This is a genomic window from Phaeobacter sp. JH20_34, assembly GCF_048056095.1.
GTDB classification, from domain to species: Bacteria; Pseudomonadota; Alphaproteobacteria; order Rhodobacterales; family Rhodobacteraceae; genus Phaeobacter; species Phaeobacter bryozoorum.
On sequence record NZ_JAYMWT010000021.1, the window covers coordinates 606,653 to 620,490 of the forward strand.

Genomic DNA, 13,838 nt, shown 5'->3' on the forward strand with positions numbered 1-13,838 from the left:
AATGCGAGGCGCACCTGGCAGGCCGCCTTCGTTGCCTCTAAAATAGGGATACTTCAGTGAGGTTCAATGCGATAAAAGAGCTGTGAAGAACTCTTCGCTGTTCTGAACCAGTTCTGCGGACCATCCGTTGCCAAATCCTGCCAATGGGGCGGCAACCAGCTCCCCCCCCCGCCACACGGCCGGCGTGGCATGAAGCACCTCGCCCGGAACCTCGGCACTGCGCCAGTCGGGACAGTGCTGCAGGCCGTCAGAGCCCAGGGCGCGCACCTCATGGTCCTTCACCTCGCCGCCAAAAACCCGCCAGCGCCCGTCCCAGAGCCGACCGGGCCGGGTCATCTCATCGGCCACCGGGTTATATTCGCGGCAGACCCATGTGCGCTGTTTGCGGGTGATCATCCGGCAGCCCCCCAATGTGAAGGATCCGCCACGACGCACCGCCTCGCGGGCCTGCACCATCGGCTCACGCCGTGGCGGATGCACCGCCCCGCTGACCCATTGCACGGATCGCACCAGCAGCCGGTGGGCAATTTCGTCCGGCAGCGTACGAAACTGGCGCTGGTCGATGACAATCGCGCCATCGCGCACCTCGGCCATGTCGCGGGCGGCCAGGAACGTATACCAGTCCAGCGCTTCGCGGGCGGCGCCCATATTGCGGGCAACGGCGGCCAGCCGCTGCACGGTCAGCCCCAGCGGCGCCAGCGCATCCATCGCCTGACGCACCCGCACCCGCTCGAAACGCAGATCCTCGTTGCTGGGGTCCTCAACCCACTGCCCTCCCCGCTCCCGCAGGTAGCCACGCAGCTCTTCGCGCGTCACCTCCAGAAGCGGCCGCAGCAGGGTGATCCCCTCGATCGCGCGGCTGCGCGGCATCGCAGCCAGACCGGACACCCCCGACGACCGCCCCAGCCGCATCAGCAGCGTTTCGGCCTGATCATCGGCCGTATGCCCCAATGCAACCACCGGGATGTCATTCAACTGCGCCCATGCGGTCAGCAGCGTATAGCGCGCGTTGCGGGCCTGCTCCTGAAGATTGCCCGCCTGCTGCGCAGAAGGCCGGTCAACCCATTGCAGGATATCATGCGCCAGACCCAGTTTGGCAGCCACATCCGCCACCATCTGCGCCTCCTCGCCCGAGCTCGCGCGCAGCCCGTGATCAACAGTTGCGACACAGATTTCCACGCCCAGATCGGCAAAACACTCATGCAGCGCATACATCAGCGCCATCGAGTCGCCGCCGCCTGACACCGCAACGCCCAGCCGTTCGGGCAAGGCAGACCGGAACTGCTCCTGCACAATGGCAAGGATATCCCGGTCCCTGCGCGTCAATTGCAGGCCAGTTTTGCGCGTTCCGCCTCCGCTGCGGCGGTTTCGGCTGCACCGGGAAAGCGGCTGCCGACCTCTGCCAGGGTCACGCAGGCCTGGCTGGTCTGACCCAGCCGCCCCAGTGCCGCGCCCAGTTCGTACAATGCCTTCGGCGCGGTCTCTCCTGAGGAGTTGCCGGAGAATGACGCCAGATAGGCCCGCGCGGCCTCGCGGGTGTCACCCAGCCCGTCCAGCGCCTTGCCGCGATTGTATTCCACCGCTGCGGCCAGCGGGCTGCCGGGATAAGCCAGTGTGAACGCCGCGAATTTCTCCGCAGCCTCCTGATAGGCGCCGCTGTCCAGCGCGGCCTTGGCGGCGTCGAAATCCGTCTGCTCGCCCACCGCCAGCTCCGACGTCGTATCGACCGAAGTGCCCGGCGGCGTGGCGGGCAGCGCAGGTGCCCCGGCGGCGGGCAGCTCACCGCCGCCCAGCGTGCTGGTTTGCCCCAGTTTCGAGACATCGCCGCCTTCCAGTTCCACCAGACGGAACTCCAGGTCACCAATCCGGTTGGTGCCATCCTGCACCACCTGATCGATCCGGTAGGAGAGCTGTTCGGTCTGCGCGGTCAGCCGCTGCAGCTCCGCCTCGATGGCGCTGACGCGGTCCAGCACACTGTCGCCCGCGACATTGGTCTGCGGGCTGCCGGTGGTCGACATTTCCCGCTTCAACCGCTGGATTTCGACGTGCAGCACGGTGAGTTCCTGCCGGATATCGGCAAGGGTCTGTTGGTCCTGCGCCCGGACGGCAAGCGGCGGCACAGCCAGGGTCAGCGCAAGGGCGGCAATCGCAAGAGGACGCAGTCGCATGGTCACTTACCCCGTCAGGCCACCCGCCAGCACGGTGACCGCGCGACGGTTCTTGGTGTAGCAGGCCTCGTTCGAGCAGATCTCCAGCGGGCGCTCCTTGCCAAAGCTGACAACCTGCAGACGACCGCCCGCAACCCCTTGGGAAATCAGGTATTCGCGGGCAGCATTGGCCCGGCGCGCACCCAGTGCAAGGTTATATTCGCGGGTGCCCTGCTCATCGGCGTGGCCTTCGATTGTGACCACATAATCCGGGTTGGCCGTCAGCCAGCGCGCCTGCCCCTGCAGAACGCTCTGAGCGGCAGGTGACAGGGTCGATTGATCGACCGCAAACAGCACCCGGTCGCCGACCGTCTGCTGGAAGTAGGCCGGGCTGCTGGGATCCAGCTGCCCCGCAGCGCCCGCCCCGGCCCCTGCACCAGGCCCACCGGCCCCGGCTGCATCATCCCAGGGGTTGCCCGTACAGGCGCTCAGCCCCAACGCCGCTGCCACCAGCACTGCTTTTGTCAAACCGCTCATGATATCCGCCTCGTCCCATTTCCAATTGTTGCACCAGATTTACCACAGGCCCGATGCCGCTGCCACTTTGGTCTTTGTTAACAGGGCGCGCGCCGGACCATTATGGCAGGCGCGCGACACTTCAGTTCTGCAAGGGCGACCACGCCGGATCCGACGCGCCATCGGGGGTGCGGACCGGTTTCAGGTTGCGCCCCGATACATCCACCGAATAGAGCAGCGCCCGGCCGCTGGCCCCTTGGGTTTCACGGGTAAACATGATCACCCGGCCATTCGGGGACCAGGTCGGCCCCTCATCTAGGAAGGAGGCCGTCAGCAGGCGTTCCTCGCTGCCATCGGTCCGCATCACGCCGATATGGAACCGGCCCTTGTTCTGCTTGGTAAAGGCGATCATGTCACCGCGCGGCGACCACACCGGAGTGCCGTAGCGCCCCGCGCCAAAACTGATCCGCCGGGCCTCGCCGCCGGTTGCCGCCATCACATAGAGCTGCGGCGCGCCGGAACGGTCGCTTTCAAAGACGATCTGGCTGCCATCGGGGGAAAACGACGGGGCGGTTTCGATCGACGGCGCACTGGTCAGCCGGGTCCGGGTGCCGGTGTCGATATCCATGGTGAAGATATCGGTATTGCCGCCCTGCGACTGCGAGTAGACCACGGTGCGCCCATCCGGCGCAAAGCGCGGCGCAAAGCTCATGATGCCATTGTCCGCCGACAGCACCCGACGCTGCACGCTGCCCACATCCAGCACATGGATCTGCGGAAAGCCGCTCTCGTAGCTGGTGTAGAGCACCCGGTCGCCGGTGGGTGAGAACCGCGGCGCCAGCACGATGGAGGCGCTGTTGGTCAGATATTGCACATTGGCGCCATCGTAATCCATCACCGCCAGCCGCTTGCGCCGGTCGTCCTTTGGCCCGCTTTCGGAAACAAACACCACCCGGCTGTCGAAATACCCGCTTTCGCCGGTGATGCGGCTGTAGATCACATCCGCCACCTTATGGGCCATGCGCCGCCAGCCGTCGGTGGTGCCGGAAAACTGCAGACCGGTGCCCAGCTCCTTTTCGGCAAAGACGTCATAGCCCCGGAACCGAACCGTCAGCCGGTTGCCATTCACGCTGAGAGCGCCGGTGATCAGCGCCTGTGCATTCACCGCTTTCCAGTCGGCATAGCCGATCGCCGCATCGAAATCGGTGACCTTGGCAATATGGGCCGAGGCCGGGACTTCACGAAACAGGCCGGTGCCGCTCAGATCCGCGGCAATCACCCGCGAAATCTCACGCGCCAGTTCGGCGGCGGCAGGGGTTTCCGGCACAAAGCCGGGCACCGCATAGGGCAAGGGTTCGATCACCCCGTCGGTGATTTCGATCCTCAGCGGGCCATCCTGTGCCTGCGCAGGCAAAACCGGTGCCATCACCGCCGCCCCCAGCAGGGTCGCGCTCATCACGAGCGTTGCCAGATATGTCCTCATTTGATCCGCATCCTTTCGGGATTGAAGGTCATTTCGATATTACGCCATTGCGCATATTTGTCAGACGGAAGTTGGAAACCACGCGCACCGCAGCGCAGAATCGCCCGCCGCGCCGCGCCAAAGGCCTGATTGGCCGCAGCCCCCGATCCGCCGGTGCTGGAAAGCATCCGAATACTGCCCTCCTCGGGCCGGCCGTCCGGTGTCAGCGCGACCGAGACCACCACGGTGGTGCGCAGCGCCTCCGATGACAGCGAGCCGACGTTCCAGCATTGCTGCACGGCCACCCGCAGCGCATCCTTTTCGCCACTGGTCAGCGGCGGGCCCGAGGGTTCCGGCGCTGCCACCTCACCACCACCGGCAAGGGCTGCGGCCAGCGCATCCTCCACCGCATCAGAGCGATCCGGCATGGGGTCAGGCTCGGCCGGCTCAGTCGTGGCAGGTTCCGGTTCGGGCTGTGCGACAGGCTCCGGCCGCGTCGGCCGCGCTGGCCGGGTCCGGGGCCGCAGTGACTGCGCAGGTGCAGCGCTGGCCACCTGTTCGGTCTGCGCCTCGACCTCCTCGGTCACGATCCGGTCGTTGGCCGCCGCCTCTGCCGTGGCCTGCTGGGACTCCTGGGCAGGCTCGGAACCAACCTCATCGGAGACCTCTGGCTGGGCCACATCATCAATCCGGGTGTCCGGCTCCGGTGGTGCCACCGGGGTCGGGGCGACGCGATCCAGCGGGCGCAGCTGCGGGCGCTCGGCCAGCTGCGGTGTCACCGTCGTCGTGTCCGGCACGTCGGGCGGCGCGGGCGCGGCCACCGGCGGTGTCGGCTCAACCGGCTGCGGCTCCGGGCGCTCGGCCAGTTCGGTGTCAGGCTCGGGCGGGGTCACCGGCTCAGGCTGGCTGATCTGCGGTTCGGGCTCCGGCTCCGGCGGTGGCGTGACCTGCGGTGCAGGCTCAGGCTCAGGCTGGGTCAGATCGCCGGCGGTATCGGCCACCACTGGCGCGGCGCGCTGCTGGCTCAGCCGGGCGAATTCCTCGGTCGAGATGATCGACACATCCTGCACCGCCATCGGCAGCGGCTCGGACGGGAACCAGGCGCCGAAAACGACCCAGCCCGCCAGCAGCGCATGGCCTGCAACAGAGATCTTGGTTCCGGTCTGCACACCCGTGCCCCGCCTATTGCCCGCTGTCTTCGACAGACCGCCCATCAAGGGTTGGACCACCCACATCGGTCACCAGACCAACGCTGGAAAACCCACCGGCATTCAGCGCCCCCATCACCTGCATCACCGCCTCATAGGGGATAGCCCCATCCGCACGCAGGAACACCTGATCGGAGGTCCGCTCCGCCGCGATAGCGCGCAGTTTGGCGATCAGCTCATCCGGGGCCACGGCAGTGGTCTGGATCTGGATCTCGCCGCTGGCGGTCATGGTCACGGTCAGCGGCTCTTCCTCATCGCCGGGCAGCGCGCCTGCGGCGGTCTTTGGCAGCTCCACCGGCACGCCCACCGTCATCAGCGGGGCCGCCACCATAAAGATGATCAGCAGCACCAGCATCACATCGACAAAGGGCGTGACGTTGATTTCCGCCATCGGCCGCGCACGGCTGCGCCGCCGTCCCCGGCGGCGCCCGTTGGCGGCATTGGGTTGAACCGAGGCGCCCATGGATCAGGAATCCAGCTGGCGGCTGAGGATGGTGGAAAACTCATCGGCAAAGGCTTCGTAGCTGCCGATGATCCGGTCGCTGTCCGCGCTCAGCTTGTTGTAGAAAATCACCGCAGGAATCGCAGCCAGCAGCCCCAGACCCGTCGCCATCAGCGCCTCGGCAATGCCCGGCGCCACAACGGCGAGGTTGGTATTCTGCTGCTCTGCGATCTCGATAAAGGCGGTCATGATGCCCCAGACGGTGCCGAACAGCCCGACAAACGGTGCGGTGGACCCAACAGTGGCCAGGATCGACAGACCACTCTGCACATGTTCGCTTTCCTTGGCGATCGCCACATCCATCGACCGCTCGATCCGTGCCTGCGCACCCGCAATCAGCGCCCCGTCGGTGCGATGACTGCGCCGCCATTCGGTCATCCCGGCGGCAAAGATCCGCTGCGACTGCCCCTTGGGCTGCGGGCCGATCTGGTCAAACAGACCATCCAGCGGCTCACCGGACCAGAAGGCACGGTCGAACTCCGCCGCCTCCCGACGGGCCAGACGATAGTTGATGAGTTTCTGCAGGATGATCGCCCAGGACCAAACGGAGGCGACAACCAGCATCAGCATCACCAATTTGACCGTCAGGGTCGCCCGCGCGAATAGCCCCCACATGGAGAAATCAATCTCCTGCGCCAACGCCAGAGTTTCTGCTTCCATGGACCTGCTCTATGTTTTTGGCCGTTTTCCAGCCGTTTTCCGGCTTTCATTTGGCAAAAGGCTATCGCAGTTCAAGGTCAAAAGCCAATGAAACAGCCGTGACAGCAGGAATTGTTACAGCAATGCGCGAATCTCTGCCGGCAGGCGGATCGGCGCGCCGGTCCCGGCATTGACGCAAACCACCGTAACGATGGCGCGAAACAGCTCCGTCTCGCCGCGAAACACCCGCTGCGACATGGTGAGCCGCGCAGGGGTGACCTTCTGCACCTCGGTCTCGATCCGCAGCTCTTCGTCGAATTTGGCAGGGGCGAGGTAATCCGCCTCGATCCGCCGCACCACCCAGATCAGCCCTGCCTCGCGCATGGCGTTCTGATCATTGCCGAGGTTGCGCACCCAGTCACTGCGCGCCCGCTCGATAAACCGCAGGTAATTGGCGTGATAGACAATCCCGCCCATGTCGGTGTCTTCGTAATATACCCGAACCGGAAAGCGATGGATCATTCTGCCGGGCCTCCTGCCCCGTTTTGCGCTGGCGCGCGGCTCAGTGGCTGGCCTGACCAGAGGCGTCGGCCGAGGGTTCAATCGGTGCCTGCAGCCGGGCAAAGAGCCGCAGCGCATGGGCGCTGTCGGATGCCGCAAGCGGCATCATCCGATCATAGGCCGCCGCAATCACCCCGGCGATATCCGGGCGCAGAATGGTGGCGCCCGTCTCCGGCAGCACCGCCAGCGGCGAGGTCTTGGCAAAAGCGCTGTCGCCCCACATCAGGATCGCCTGCACCGCCTGCGTCAGGGCGAGCGTTTCGGCAGGCAGCTTTGCCATCGCGCCGCCCATGCGCAGAAAAACGAAACAGGCCTGAATGGCCCCCTGATCGTCAAAGCGGAAGGCGCGGTACTGGCTGGCATCCGCCGCCTTCAGCCGCTCAAGCAGCGGATCAAGCCCCGGGATCAGCCGGTCCAGATCCGGCACCCCCATCAGCTCGTCCCAGTCGCGAAAGAAAAACACCATGAGGTTGGAGCCCAGCTCGGGATCGGTCTCCGCCATCTGATGCCCTGCAAGGGTCACCACCGCCTCGATCGCCCCCTTGACGGTCGCCAGCGTGCTGTCCTCCACGCCAAAGACGATCGGCGCAATCGGCCGCCCCCAACGGGCAAAGGCATAAGAGCCATCGGCACGGGTAAACAGGGCTTCGATCTCGGCTGGGGTCATCATGCGGCTCTCTAGTCGGACTGCGGTCTTGAATGGGCTTAATGCCCGCTCACGGGATCAACGGCAAGGGTTGCAACCGGGTATCACTGTGCATCTTCTGGCCCAAAATATCCCCGCCGGAGGCAGCGCCGCGTCTGGCGCGGCGCTTCATTCAGGCCTTGGCACTTAGGTCAGCAGGCGTGACCAAATGTTTCGCACGCGAAACATACGCTAAAATTGAGTCCAATTCTTCAAACCCATTTTAACACTTTCAGACTGTTTTGACGCCAATCCGCGACAGCACTGACGCGCCTGCGCGGCAGATGAGCCGCTATAGCAACAGGTCGCCCTGCCCCCGTGGCGGCGTCAGCCCAAGGTGGGTCCAGGCCTTATGCGCCAGCATCCGCCCGCGCGGCGTGCGCTGGATCAGACCCTGCTGCAACAGATAGGGCTCGATCACCTCCTCCAGCGCATCACGGCTTTCGCTCAGGGCCGCCGACATGGTCTCGATCCCGACCGGACCACCGCCATAATTCTCGGCAATCATCCGCAGATAGCGGCGATCCGCGCCATCCAGACCCAGCTGATCCACCCCCAGCCGCGTCAGCGCACCATCGGCCAGTTCCCGGGTGATGGTGCCATCGCCCTCGACAACCGCGAAGTCCACGACGCGGCGCAGGAGCCGGCCGGCGATCCTGGGGGTGCCGCGGGCGCGCCGCGCGATCTCACGGGCGCCGTCGTCATCTGCGGGGGCGCCCAGCTTGCGGGCGTTGCGACTGACGATCTCAAAGAGCTCGTCGATGGTGTAGAATTGCAACCGGGTTGGAATGCCAAACCGGTCCCTGAGTGGCGTGGTCAACAGGCCCATGCGGGTGGTGGCCCCAACCAGGGTAAAGGGCTGCAGCTCGATCCGCACGGTGCGCGCCGCCGGGCCTTCGCCGATCACCAGATCCAGCTCGAAATCCTCCATCGCGGGGTAGAGCACCTCTTCCACCGCCGGGTTCAGCCGGTGGATCTCGTCGATGAACAGCACGTCGCGGGATTCCAGATTGGTCAGGATCGCTGCCAGATCGCCCGCCTTGGCCAGAACCGGCCCGGAGGTCATGCGGAAGTTGACGCCCAGTTCGCGGGCGACGATCTGCGCCAGGGTGGTCTTGCCCAAACCGGGGGGGCCATGAAACAGCGTGTGGTCCATCGCCTCGCCGCGGCGGCGCGCACTTTCGATAAACACACGCAGATTGGCGCGGGCTTCGGCCTGACCGATGAATTCGCCCAGCCCCTGCGGGCGCAGGGCGCGGTCGTTTTCGGCGGCGCTGTCTTCGGGCAGAGGCGCGGGACGCAGGGTGGGATCGGCGTCAATCATTCTGATGACTCCAATCTGGTTTCTTTAAACCCTACTCCGATCGGCAGGCCGGGCAGTGCCCGTCCGCCCGCAGACGGGCACTGTCCTATTTTTTTCAATACTCTCACACCATCAGCCTTTCGGTGCCAGCAGCCGCAGGGCGGCGCGGATCAGCTCGGCCTCATTGGCGTCTGGATAGGTGGCGGCCGCCTCGGCCACGGCGGCGGCGGCATCGGAGGGACCATAGCCCAGATTGCCAAGCGCAGAGAGCGCCCCCGCAGAAGCAGCTGCGGCACCGGAGGGGGCCTTGGGTGGCGCTTTGCGGGGTTTCCTGGCCGTGCTCACCGGCTCGGCGGGTTCGACCACATCCAGCCCCGGCCCATCCATGGCGTCGACGACGGTGCCACCCATCGCCATGACACCCGGCGCCTTGTCTTTGAGATCCAGCACAATGCGCTGCGCGGTCTTGGGGCCGACCCCTTTGGCGGCCTTCACCGCCGCCCAATCCCCCAGCGCGATCGCGCGGCTGACCCCATCGGGGCCAAGCGCGCCGAGAATGGCAAGCGAGACTTTCGCCCCCACCCCCTGCACTGAGGTCAGCAGGCGATGCCATTCCTTTTCAACCAGCGAAGGGAAGCCATAGAGCTGCATCAGGTCCTCACGCACCACCATATCGGTATAGAGCGCGACCGCCTCGCCGACGCCCGGCAGTGCGGCCATGGTGCGGTCGGAGCAATAGACGATATAGCCGACGCCGCGCACATCAATCAGCACGTGATCGCTGCTGCGGTACTCCAGACGCCCGGTGAGTTTTCCGATCACGCGCGCTTCTCCTTCAGCTGGCGTTGTTGCGTGCCCCCATAAAACGCATGACAGATGGCAATGGCCAGAGCATCCGCTGCATCGGCGTTCTTGGGCAGGCAGCCGGGCAGTTGCAGTTTGACCATATGCAGGATCTGTTCCTTAGCCGCATGACCGACCCCGACCACGGTTTTCTTCACCCGGTTGGGGGCATATTCACCCACCGGAAGACCGGCCTGCGCCAATGTCATCAGGGCGACGCCCCGCGCCTGGCCCAGTTTCAGCGTGCCGGCACCATCCTTGTTCACGAAGGTCTGTTCGATGGCGGCCTGATCGGGGCGGTAGGCCGCGATCACCTCGATGACCTGATTGTGGAGCGACAGCAGCCGTTCGCCCAGATCATCGCCATCGGAGGTGCAGACGCCGTTGGCGATATGGCTGAGACGGGTGCCGCGTGATTCGATCACCCCCCAACCGAGGTTTCGCAACCCCGGATCAATGCCCAATATTCGCATGTCTGCCCTATCCCTGCCCGGTGTGGAGGTCTGATTTTGCTCAGGATTAGCACAAAAGGCGAACATGTCCAATTGCTTTACAGGCCTGTGCGATGTGCCCTGCGGGGATGCCGCGCGGCACCTGTGGCGCAAAAACACGTGAATCCTGTTCCGAAAACGACCCTCTCCGGCGGGGAAACCGACATTCCTGTCCAAGAGGTAAAAACTCGGCCTTTTCCCTTGTTTTTATGGATCATAAGCCATGCAAAAAGCGCATATGACACATGCAATTTCAGCGATTGTCAGCCGTCATGCAGATGACTAAGTGCCGTCCATCGCCACAGGGCGAAGAGTTCAATTCAACCTCCGAAAGGACGAGGACATGGCTGCATTTGACACCACCCGCACCACCTATGGCACCAGCAGCCTGTTTGGCCGCTTCAGCGCCATGATCACCGGCCTTCTGGGCGCGGCTATCGACTGGAACGACGCGCGCGCCACCCGCCAGACCCTGGGTCAGCTGAGCGACCGCGAACTGGCCGATATCGGCCTGTCCCGCGCGGATATCGATCGCGTTGCCGAGGGCAAGCCGGTCTTCTGAGGTTGGCACCTCGGTCTGGATCATCCAGAGCCTATCATCCGAGAGACATGAAAAACGCCGCCTCCTGATGGAGTGCGGCGTTTTCTGGTTGCTTTGGTCTGCACGTCGATGCCGAGGCGTAACCCTGCTGCGTCGGACATGACCGCGCGGCCGGATTGTGTCGGATGCCCCCCAGCGCCCGACACATGGCCCGCCAGCCTGTCCCTCTACCGCAGCACAGGTCCGATCTTCTCGGCCAGGAACTGTGACACTGGATCCCGCTGCATGACAAATGCACCGGCTTTTTCCAGCCCCGTTCCCGCCCGCAGCTGGTCGACACGATAGTCGTAGCTGCCAAATCCCAGCGCTGCCATCAAGAAGCCCTTGAACAGCAGAAACGCCGCGACAAACAGGATCAATGATCGGCCGGAGATCCGCGACTGCACCCGTCGCGGCGCCACCACGATCAACCCATCCGCGCGCACTTTGGCAGTATAGCCGCGCGCCATGGCCCCGTGTTTGCGTTCCAGCCGGTCAAGCCGAGCATAGAAATTGTTACTGTGTTCACCCATAACCAAAACCCTGCAATGGCTCCCACCATCCACATATTAATGTTTAGGTAGGGAATGGGACCATTTTGGGGCGGGTCATTAAAATGCTCAACAAACTTGAACGATTCAGCCCTTTTTCTGCAAAAGCAGCGTCGTCCAGTCACCAATCTCGGTGCGTTCCACAAGATTGATGCCGTTCTGTGCATAAACGCCCTGCACCTCATCGGCCTGTTCGTTCAGCAAACCGGAGAGAATCGCATAGCCACCGCCGCGCAGATGGCCGGCCACATCCGGGGCCAATGCAACCAGAGGGCCTTTCAGGATATTGGCGAAGATGAGATCGTAAGGGGCCGCCTCGGCCAGTGCCGGGGCGTCGAAACCGGCGGCTTCCAGACATTGCACACGGCCTTCCATGTCATTGGCCTTCAGATTGGCCTCGGCAACGTCCACGGCGACCTGATCAATGTCGCTGGCCAGGATCTGCCCATCCCAGACGCGCGCCGCAGCCATCGCCAGCACCGCCGTGCCACAGCCGATATCGGCGACTTTCCCGGCGACGAAGCCGTCGTCGATCAGCTTGTCCAGCGCCTTCAGGCAGCCAAGGGTGGTGCCGTGATGGCCAGTGCCGAAGGCCATCGCCGCCTCAATCAGAAGCGGAATGCGATCAGCGGGCAGCTTGTCGGCATCATGGCTGCCGTAGACGAAGAAACGGCCCGCTTCCACCGGCGCCAGTTCGCGCCGCACATGGGCGACCCAATCGGTCTCGGGCAGTTCAGAGATCACAAAAGGCTGGGCATCGAACATGGTCGCCAGCAGCGCCAGACCGGCCTCATCCGGGGTCTCGGTGAAATAGCCGCCGACCTCCCACAGGCCGGAGCCGTCCTCGACCTCGAACACGCCCAGACCGGTGGGTTCCGGGATCAGGCGCTCCATCGCCTCGCCAAGCGCTTCGGCGGGGGCTTTTCCAGTCAGGGTGGTGAGGGCGGTAAAGGTGGGCATGGCGGTCTCCGGGCAATGGTTGCACAGCGCCTAGGCCCGTCGGCGGCGCAGGTCAAGAGCCGTGACCCTGCCCGCCCCGCTTTGGGACTGGGGCGCGGGCCGCGCGTGTCATTCTGCCGGGGCGGTGCCCTGCCACTTGGCAAAGATCGTCTCATTGCCGGGTTCGGGATGGCGCGGGATCAGCAGCGACAGCATCAGCGAGATCATCGCCATCCCAGCCGCCAGCGCAAAGACCGCAGCAGGAGACACCACCCAGAGCAACCCCAGCGTCACTGGCAGCACCACCGCGGCGATATGGTTGATGGTAAAGGCCACCGCAGCGGTCGGCGCAATATCTGACGGGTCGGCGATCTTCTGGAAATAGGTCTTCAGCGCCAGCGCCAGCCCAAACAGGATATGGTCTACAACGTAAAGCACCCCCGCCAGAACCACGCCCCAGCTGAACCAGTAGAGCCCGCCATAGGCGGCAAAGACCAGCGCCAGCCCGGTGTATTCAAAAATCAGCGTGCGGCGCTCGCCGAAGCGGGCGACAGCGCGCCCCAGCAGCGGTGCCGCAATCATATTGACCACCAGGTTGATCAGATAGAGGCTGGTCAGCTCATGCACGGCAAAGCCGAATTTCTCCACCATCATGAAGCCGGCAAAAACCACAAAGATCTGCCGCCGCGCCCCGGCCATGAACTGCAACGCATAGTAGAGCCAGTAGCGGCGGCGCAGGATCAGGCGTTTGGTCTGCGGATGCGGCGCGTCGAATTGCGGATAGGCCAGCAGGCAGAACAGCGCCATCGCAGTGGTGGTGCCCCCCGCCAGCAGGAAGACGATATTATAGGTCAGGCCCAGCGGCTCCCACAGCAGGGCAATCAGGCTGTAGACCACCAGCGTTGCCGCGGATCCCGCCGCCACCAGCCAGCCCAGGATCTGTGGCGCCCGCAGCTTGGGCAGCCATTGCAACTGTAGCGACTGATTCACCGTCTCATAGTAATGAAACCCGATCGAGCTGAGCAGCGTGATGGTCAGCAGCCCGCCAAGGCTGGGAAACCACGCCGTGACGGCGGTCGCCAGCCCCAGCATCATCAACGAGACCAGCCCCAGCACCTGTTCGCGCACAAACAAGATCACCGCGATCACCCCGATGGCGAGAAACCCCGGAATCTCGCGCACCGTATGCAGCAGGCCGATGTCAGCCCCGTCGAAATTCGCGGCCTCGATCACAAAGTTGTTGAGCAGCGCGCTCCAGGTGTTGAAGGCAATCGGCATGGTCAGCGCCATCACAAACAGCAAGGTCGTGGGGCGGCGCCAGAGCGGCAGGGACGCCGCAGCTTCGGTGGGGACAGGTTTGAACATGCCCACGGCTCTACGCCGATCGGCTGCCGCTGGCGAGAAAAAAAGC

Annotated in this window: 16 protein-coding genes; 1 reads left to right on the plus strand and 15 read right to left on the minus strand. The window is 64.4% G+C overall.

Annotation, left to right across the window (positions count from 1 at the left end):
• Nucleotides 1-63: 63 nt before the first annotated feature.
• The 12 genes from tilS to ruvC all read right to left on the minus strand — a co-directional run bounded on the left by tilS (nucleotide 64) and on the right by ruvC (nucleotide 10,339).
• Entirely contained in the window at nucleotides 64-1,269 is a 1,206-nt protein-coding gene (tilS, locus tag VWZ81_RS17485) for a tRNA lysidine(34) synthetase TilS (RefSeq protein WP_416537329.1), read from the minus strand.
• A gap of 53 nt (nucleotides 1,270-1,322) precedes the next feature.
• Complete coding sequence (gene ybgF / locus VWZ81_RS17490) at nucleotides 1,323-2,168, minus strand: tol-pal system protein YbgF (protein WP_416542511.1); 846 nt, start codon at nucleotides 2,166-2,168, stop codon at nucleotides 1,323-1,325.
• 6 nt (nucleotides 2,169-2,174) lie between these two features.
• On the minus strand, nucleotides 2,175-2,684 hold the full coding sequence (gene pal / locus VWZ81_RS17495; protein WP_340544610.1) for a peptidoglycan-associated lipoprotein Pal: 510 nt from the start codon (nucleotides 2,682-2,684) through the stop codon (nucleotides 2,175-2,177).
• Between the two features lie 121 nt (nucleotides 2,685-2,805).
• Nucleotides 2,806-4,146 (minus strand): Tol-Pal system beta propeller repeat protein TolB, encoded by a 1,341-nt coding sequence (gene tolB / locus VWZ81_RS17500; RefSeq protein WP_416542512.1) that lies wholly within the window; start codon nucleotides 4,144-4,146, stop codon nucleotides 2,806-2,808.
• Nucleotides 4,143-5,294, minus strand: coding sequence for an energy transducer TonB (locus tag VWZ81_RS17505; RefSeq protein WP_416542513.1), 1,152 nt, complete (start codon nucleotides 5,292-5,294; stop codon nucleotides 4,143-4,145). The genes tolB and VWZ81_RS17505 overlap by 4 nt, the downstream gene beginning before the upstream one ends.
• A gap of 13 nt (nucleotides 5,295-5,307) precedes the next feature.
• Nucleotides 5,308-5,796 (minus strand): protein TolR, encoded by a 489-nt coding sequence (gene tolR, locus VWZ81_RS17510; protein ID WP_416542514.1) that lies wholly within the window; start codon nucleotides 5,794-5,796, stop codon nucleotides 5,308-5,310.
• Nucleotides 5,797-5,799: 3 nt separating this feature from the next.
• Nucleotides 5,800-6,495 carry a protein TolQ gene (gene tolQ, locus VWZ81_RS17515; protein WP_027247939.1) on the minus strand — a complete coding sequence of 232 codons (696 nt, stop codon included), beginning with the start codon at nucleotides 6,493-6,495 and terminating at the stop codon, nucleotides 5,800-5,802.
• Between the two features lie 114 nt (nucleotides 6,496-6,609).
• Nucleotides 6,610-6,996, minus strand: coding sequence for a tol-pal system-associated acyl-CoA thioesterase (gene ybgC / locus VWZ81_RS17520; protein ID WP_340544603.1), 387 nt, complete (start codon nucleotides 6,994-6,996; stop codon nucleotides 6,610-6,612).
• 40 nt (nucleotides 6,997-7,036) lie between these two features.
• Nucleotides 7,037-7,705, minus strand: coding sequence for a hypothetical protein (locus VWZ81_RS17525; protein WP_340544602.1), 669 nt, complete (start codon nucleotides 7,703-7,705; stop codon nucleotides 7,037-7,039).
• A gap of 307 nt (nucleotides 7,706-8,012) precedes the next feature.
• Nucleotides 8,013-9,044, minus strand: coding sequence for a Holliday junction branch migration DNA helicase RuvB (ruvB, locus tag VWZ81_RS17530; RefSeq protein ID WP_340544600.1), 1,032 nt, complete (start codon nucleotides 9,042-9,044; stop codon nucleotides 8,013-8,015).
• A gap of 111 nt (nucleotides 9,045-9,155) precedes the next feature.
• Nucleotides 9,156-9,845 carry a Holliday junction branch migration protein RuvA gene (ruvA, locus tag VWZ81_RS17535; RefSeq protein ID WP_416534705.1) on the minus strand — a complete coding sequence of 230 codons (690 nt, stop codon included), beginning with the start codon at nucleotides 9,843-9,845 and terminating at the stop codon, nucleotides 9,156-9,158.
• Complete coding sequence (ruvC, locus tag VWZ81_RS17540) at nucleotides 9,842-10,339, minus strand: crossover junction endodeoxyribonuclease RuvC (protein ID WP_340544597.1); 498 nt, start codon at nucleotides 10,337-10,339, stop codon at nucleotides 9,842-9,844. The genes ruvA and ruvC overlap by 4 nt, the downstream gene beginning before the upstream one ends.
• Before the next feature lie 361 nt (nucleotides 10,340-10,700).
• Here ruvC and VWZ81_RS17545 point away from each other — a divergent pair, with 361 nt between their 5' ends.
• Complete coding sequence (locus VWZ81_RS17545; protein ID WP_340544595.1) at nucleotides 10,701-10,919, plus strand: DUF1127 domain-containing protein; 219 nt, start codon at nucleotides 10,701-10,703, stop codon at nucleotides 10,917-10,919.
• A gap of 206 nt (nucleotides 10,920-11,125) precedes the next feature.
• Here the strand turns inward: VWZ81_RS17545 and VWZ81_RS17550 are convergent, their stop codons facing one another.
• From VWZ81_RS17550 to VWZ81_RS17560, 3 genes are all read right to left on the minus strand, one after another.
• A complete protein-coding gene (locus VWZ81_RS17550; protein ID WP_260086218.1) occupies nucleotides 11,126-11,470 on the minus strand; it encodes a hypothetical protein in 345 nt (114 codons plus the stop codon).
• Between the two features lie 105 nt (nucleotides 11,471-11,575).
• Nucleotides 11,576-12,448 (minus strand): 50S ribosomal protein L11 methyltransferase, encoded by an 873-nt coding sequence (locus VWZ81_RS17555; RefSeq protein WP_416542515.1) that lies wholly within the window; start codon nucleotides 12,446-12,448, stop codon nucleotides 11,576-11,578.
• A 108-nt stretch (nucleotides 12,449-12,556) separates the two neighbouring features.
• Nucleotides 12,557-13,792: an MFS transporter gene (locus tag VWZ81_RS17560; RefSeq protein WP_340544592.1), complete on the minus strand. Its 1,236-nt coding sequence runs from the start codon at nucleotides 13,790-13,792 to the stop codon at nucleotides 12,557-12,559.
• Nucleotides 13,793-13,838 lie beyond the last annotated feature (46 nt).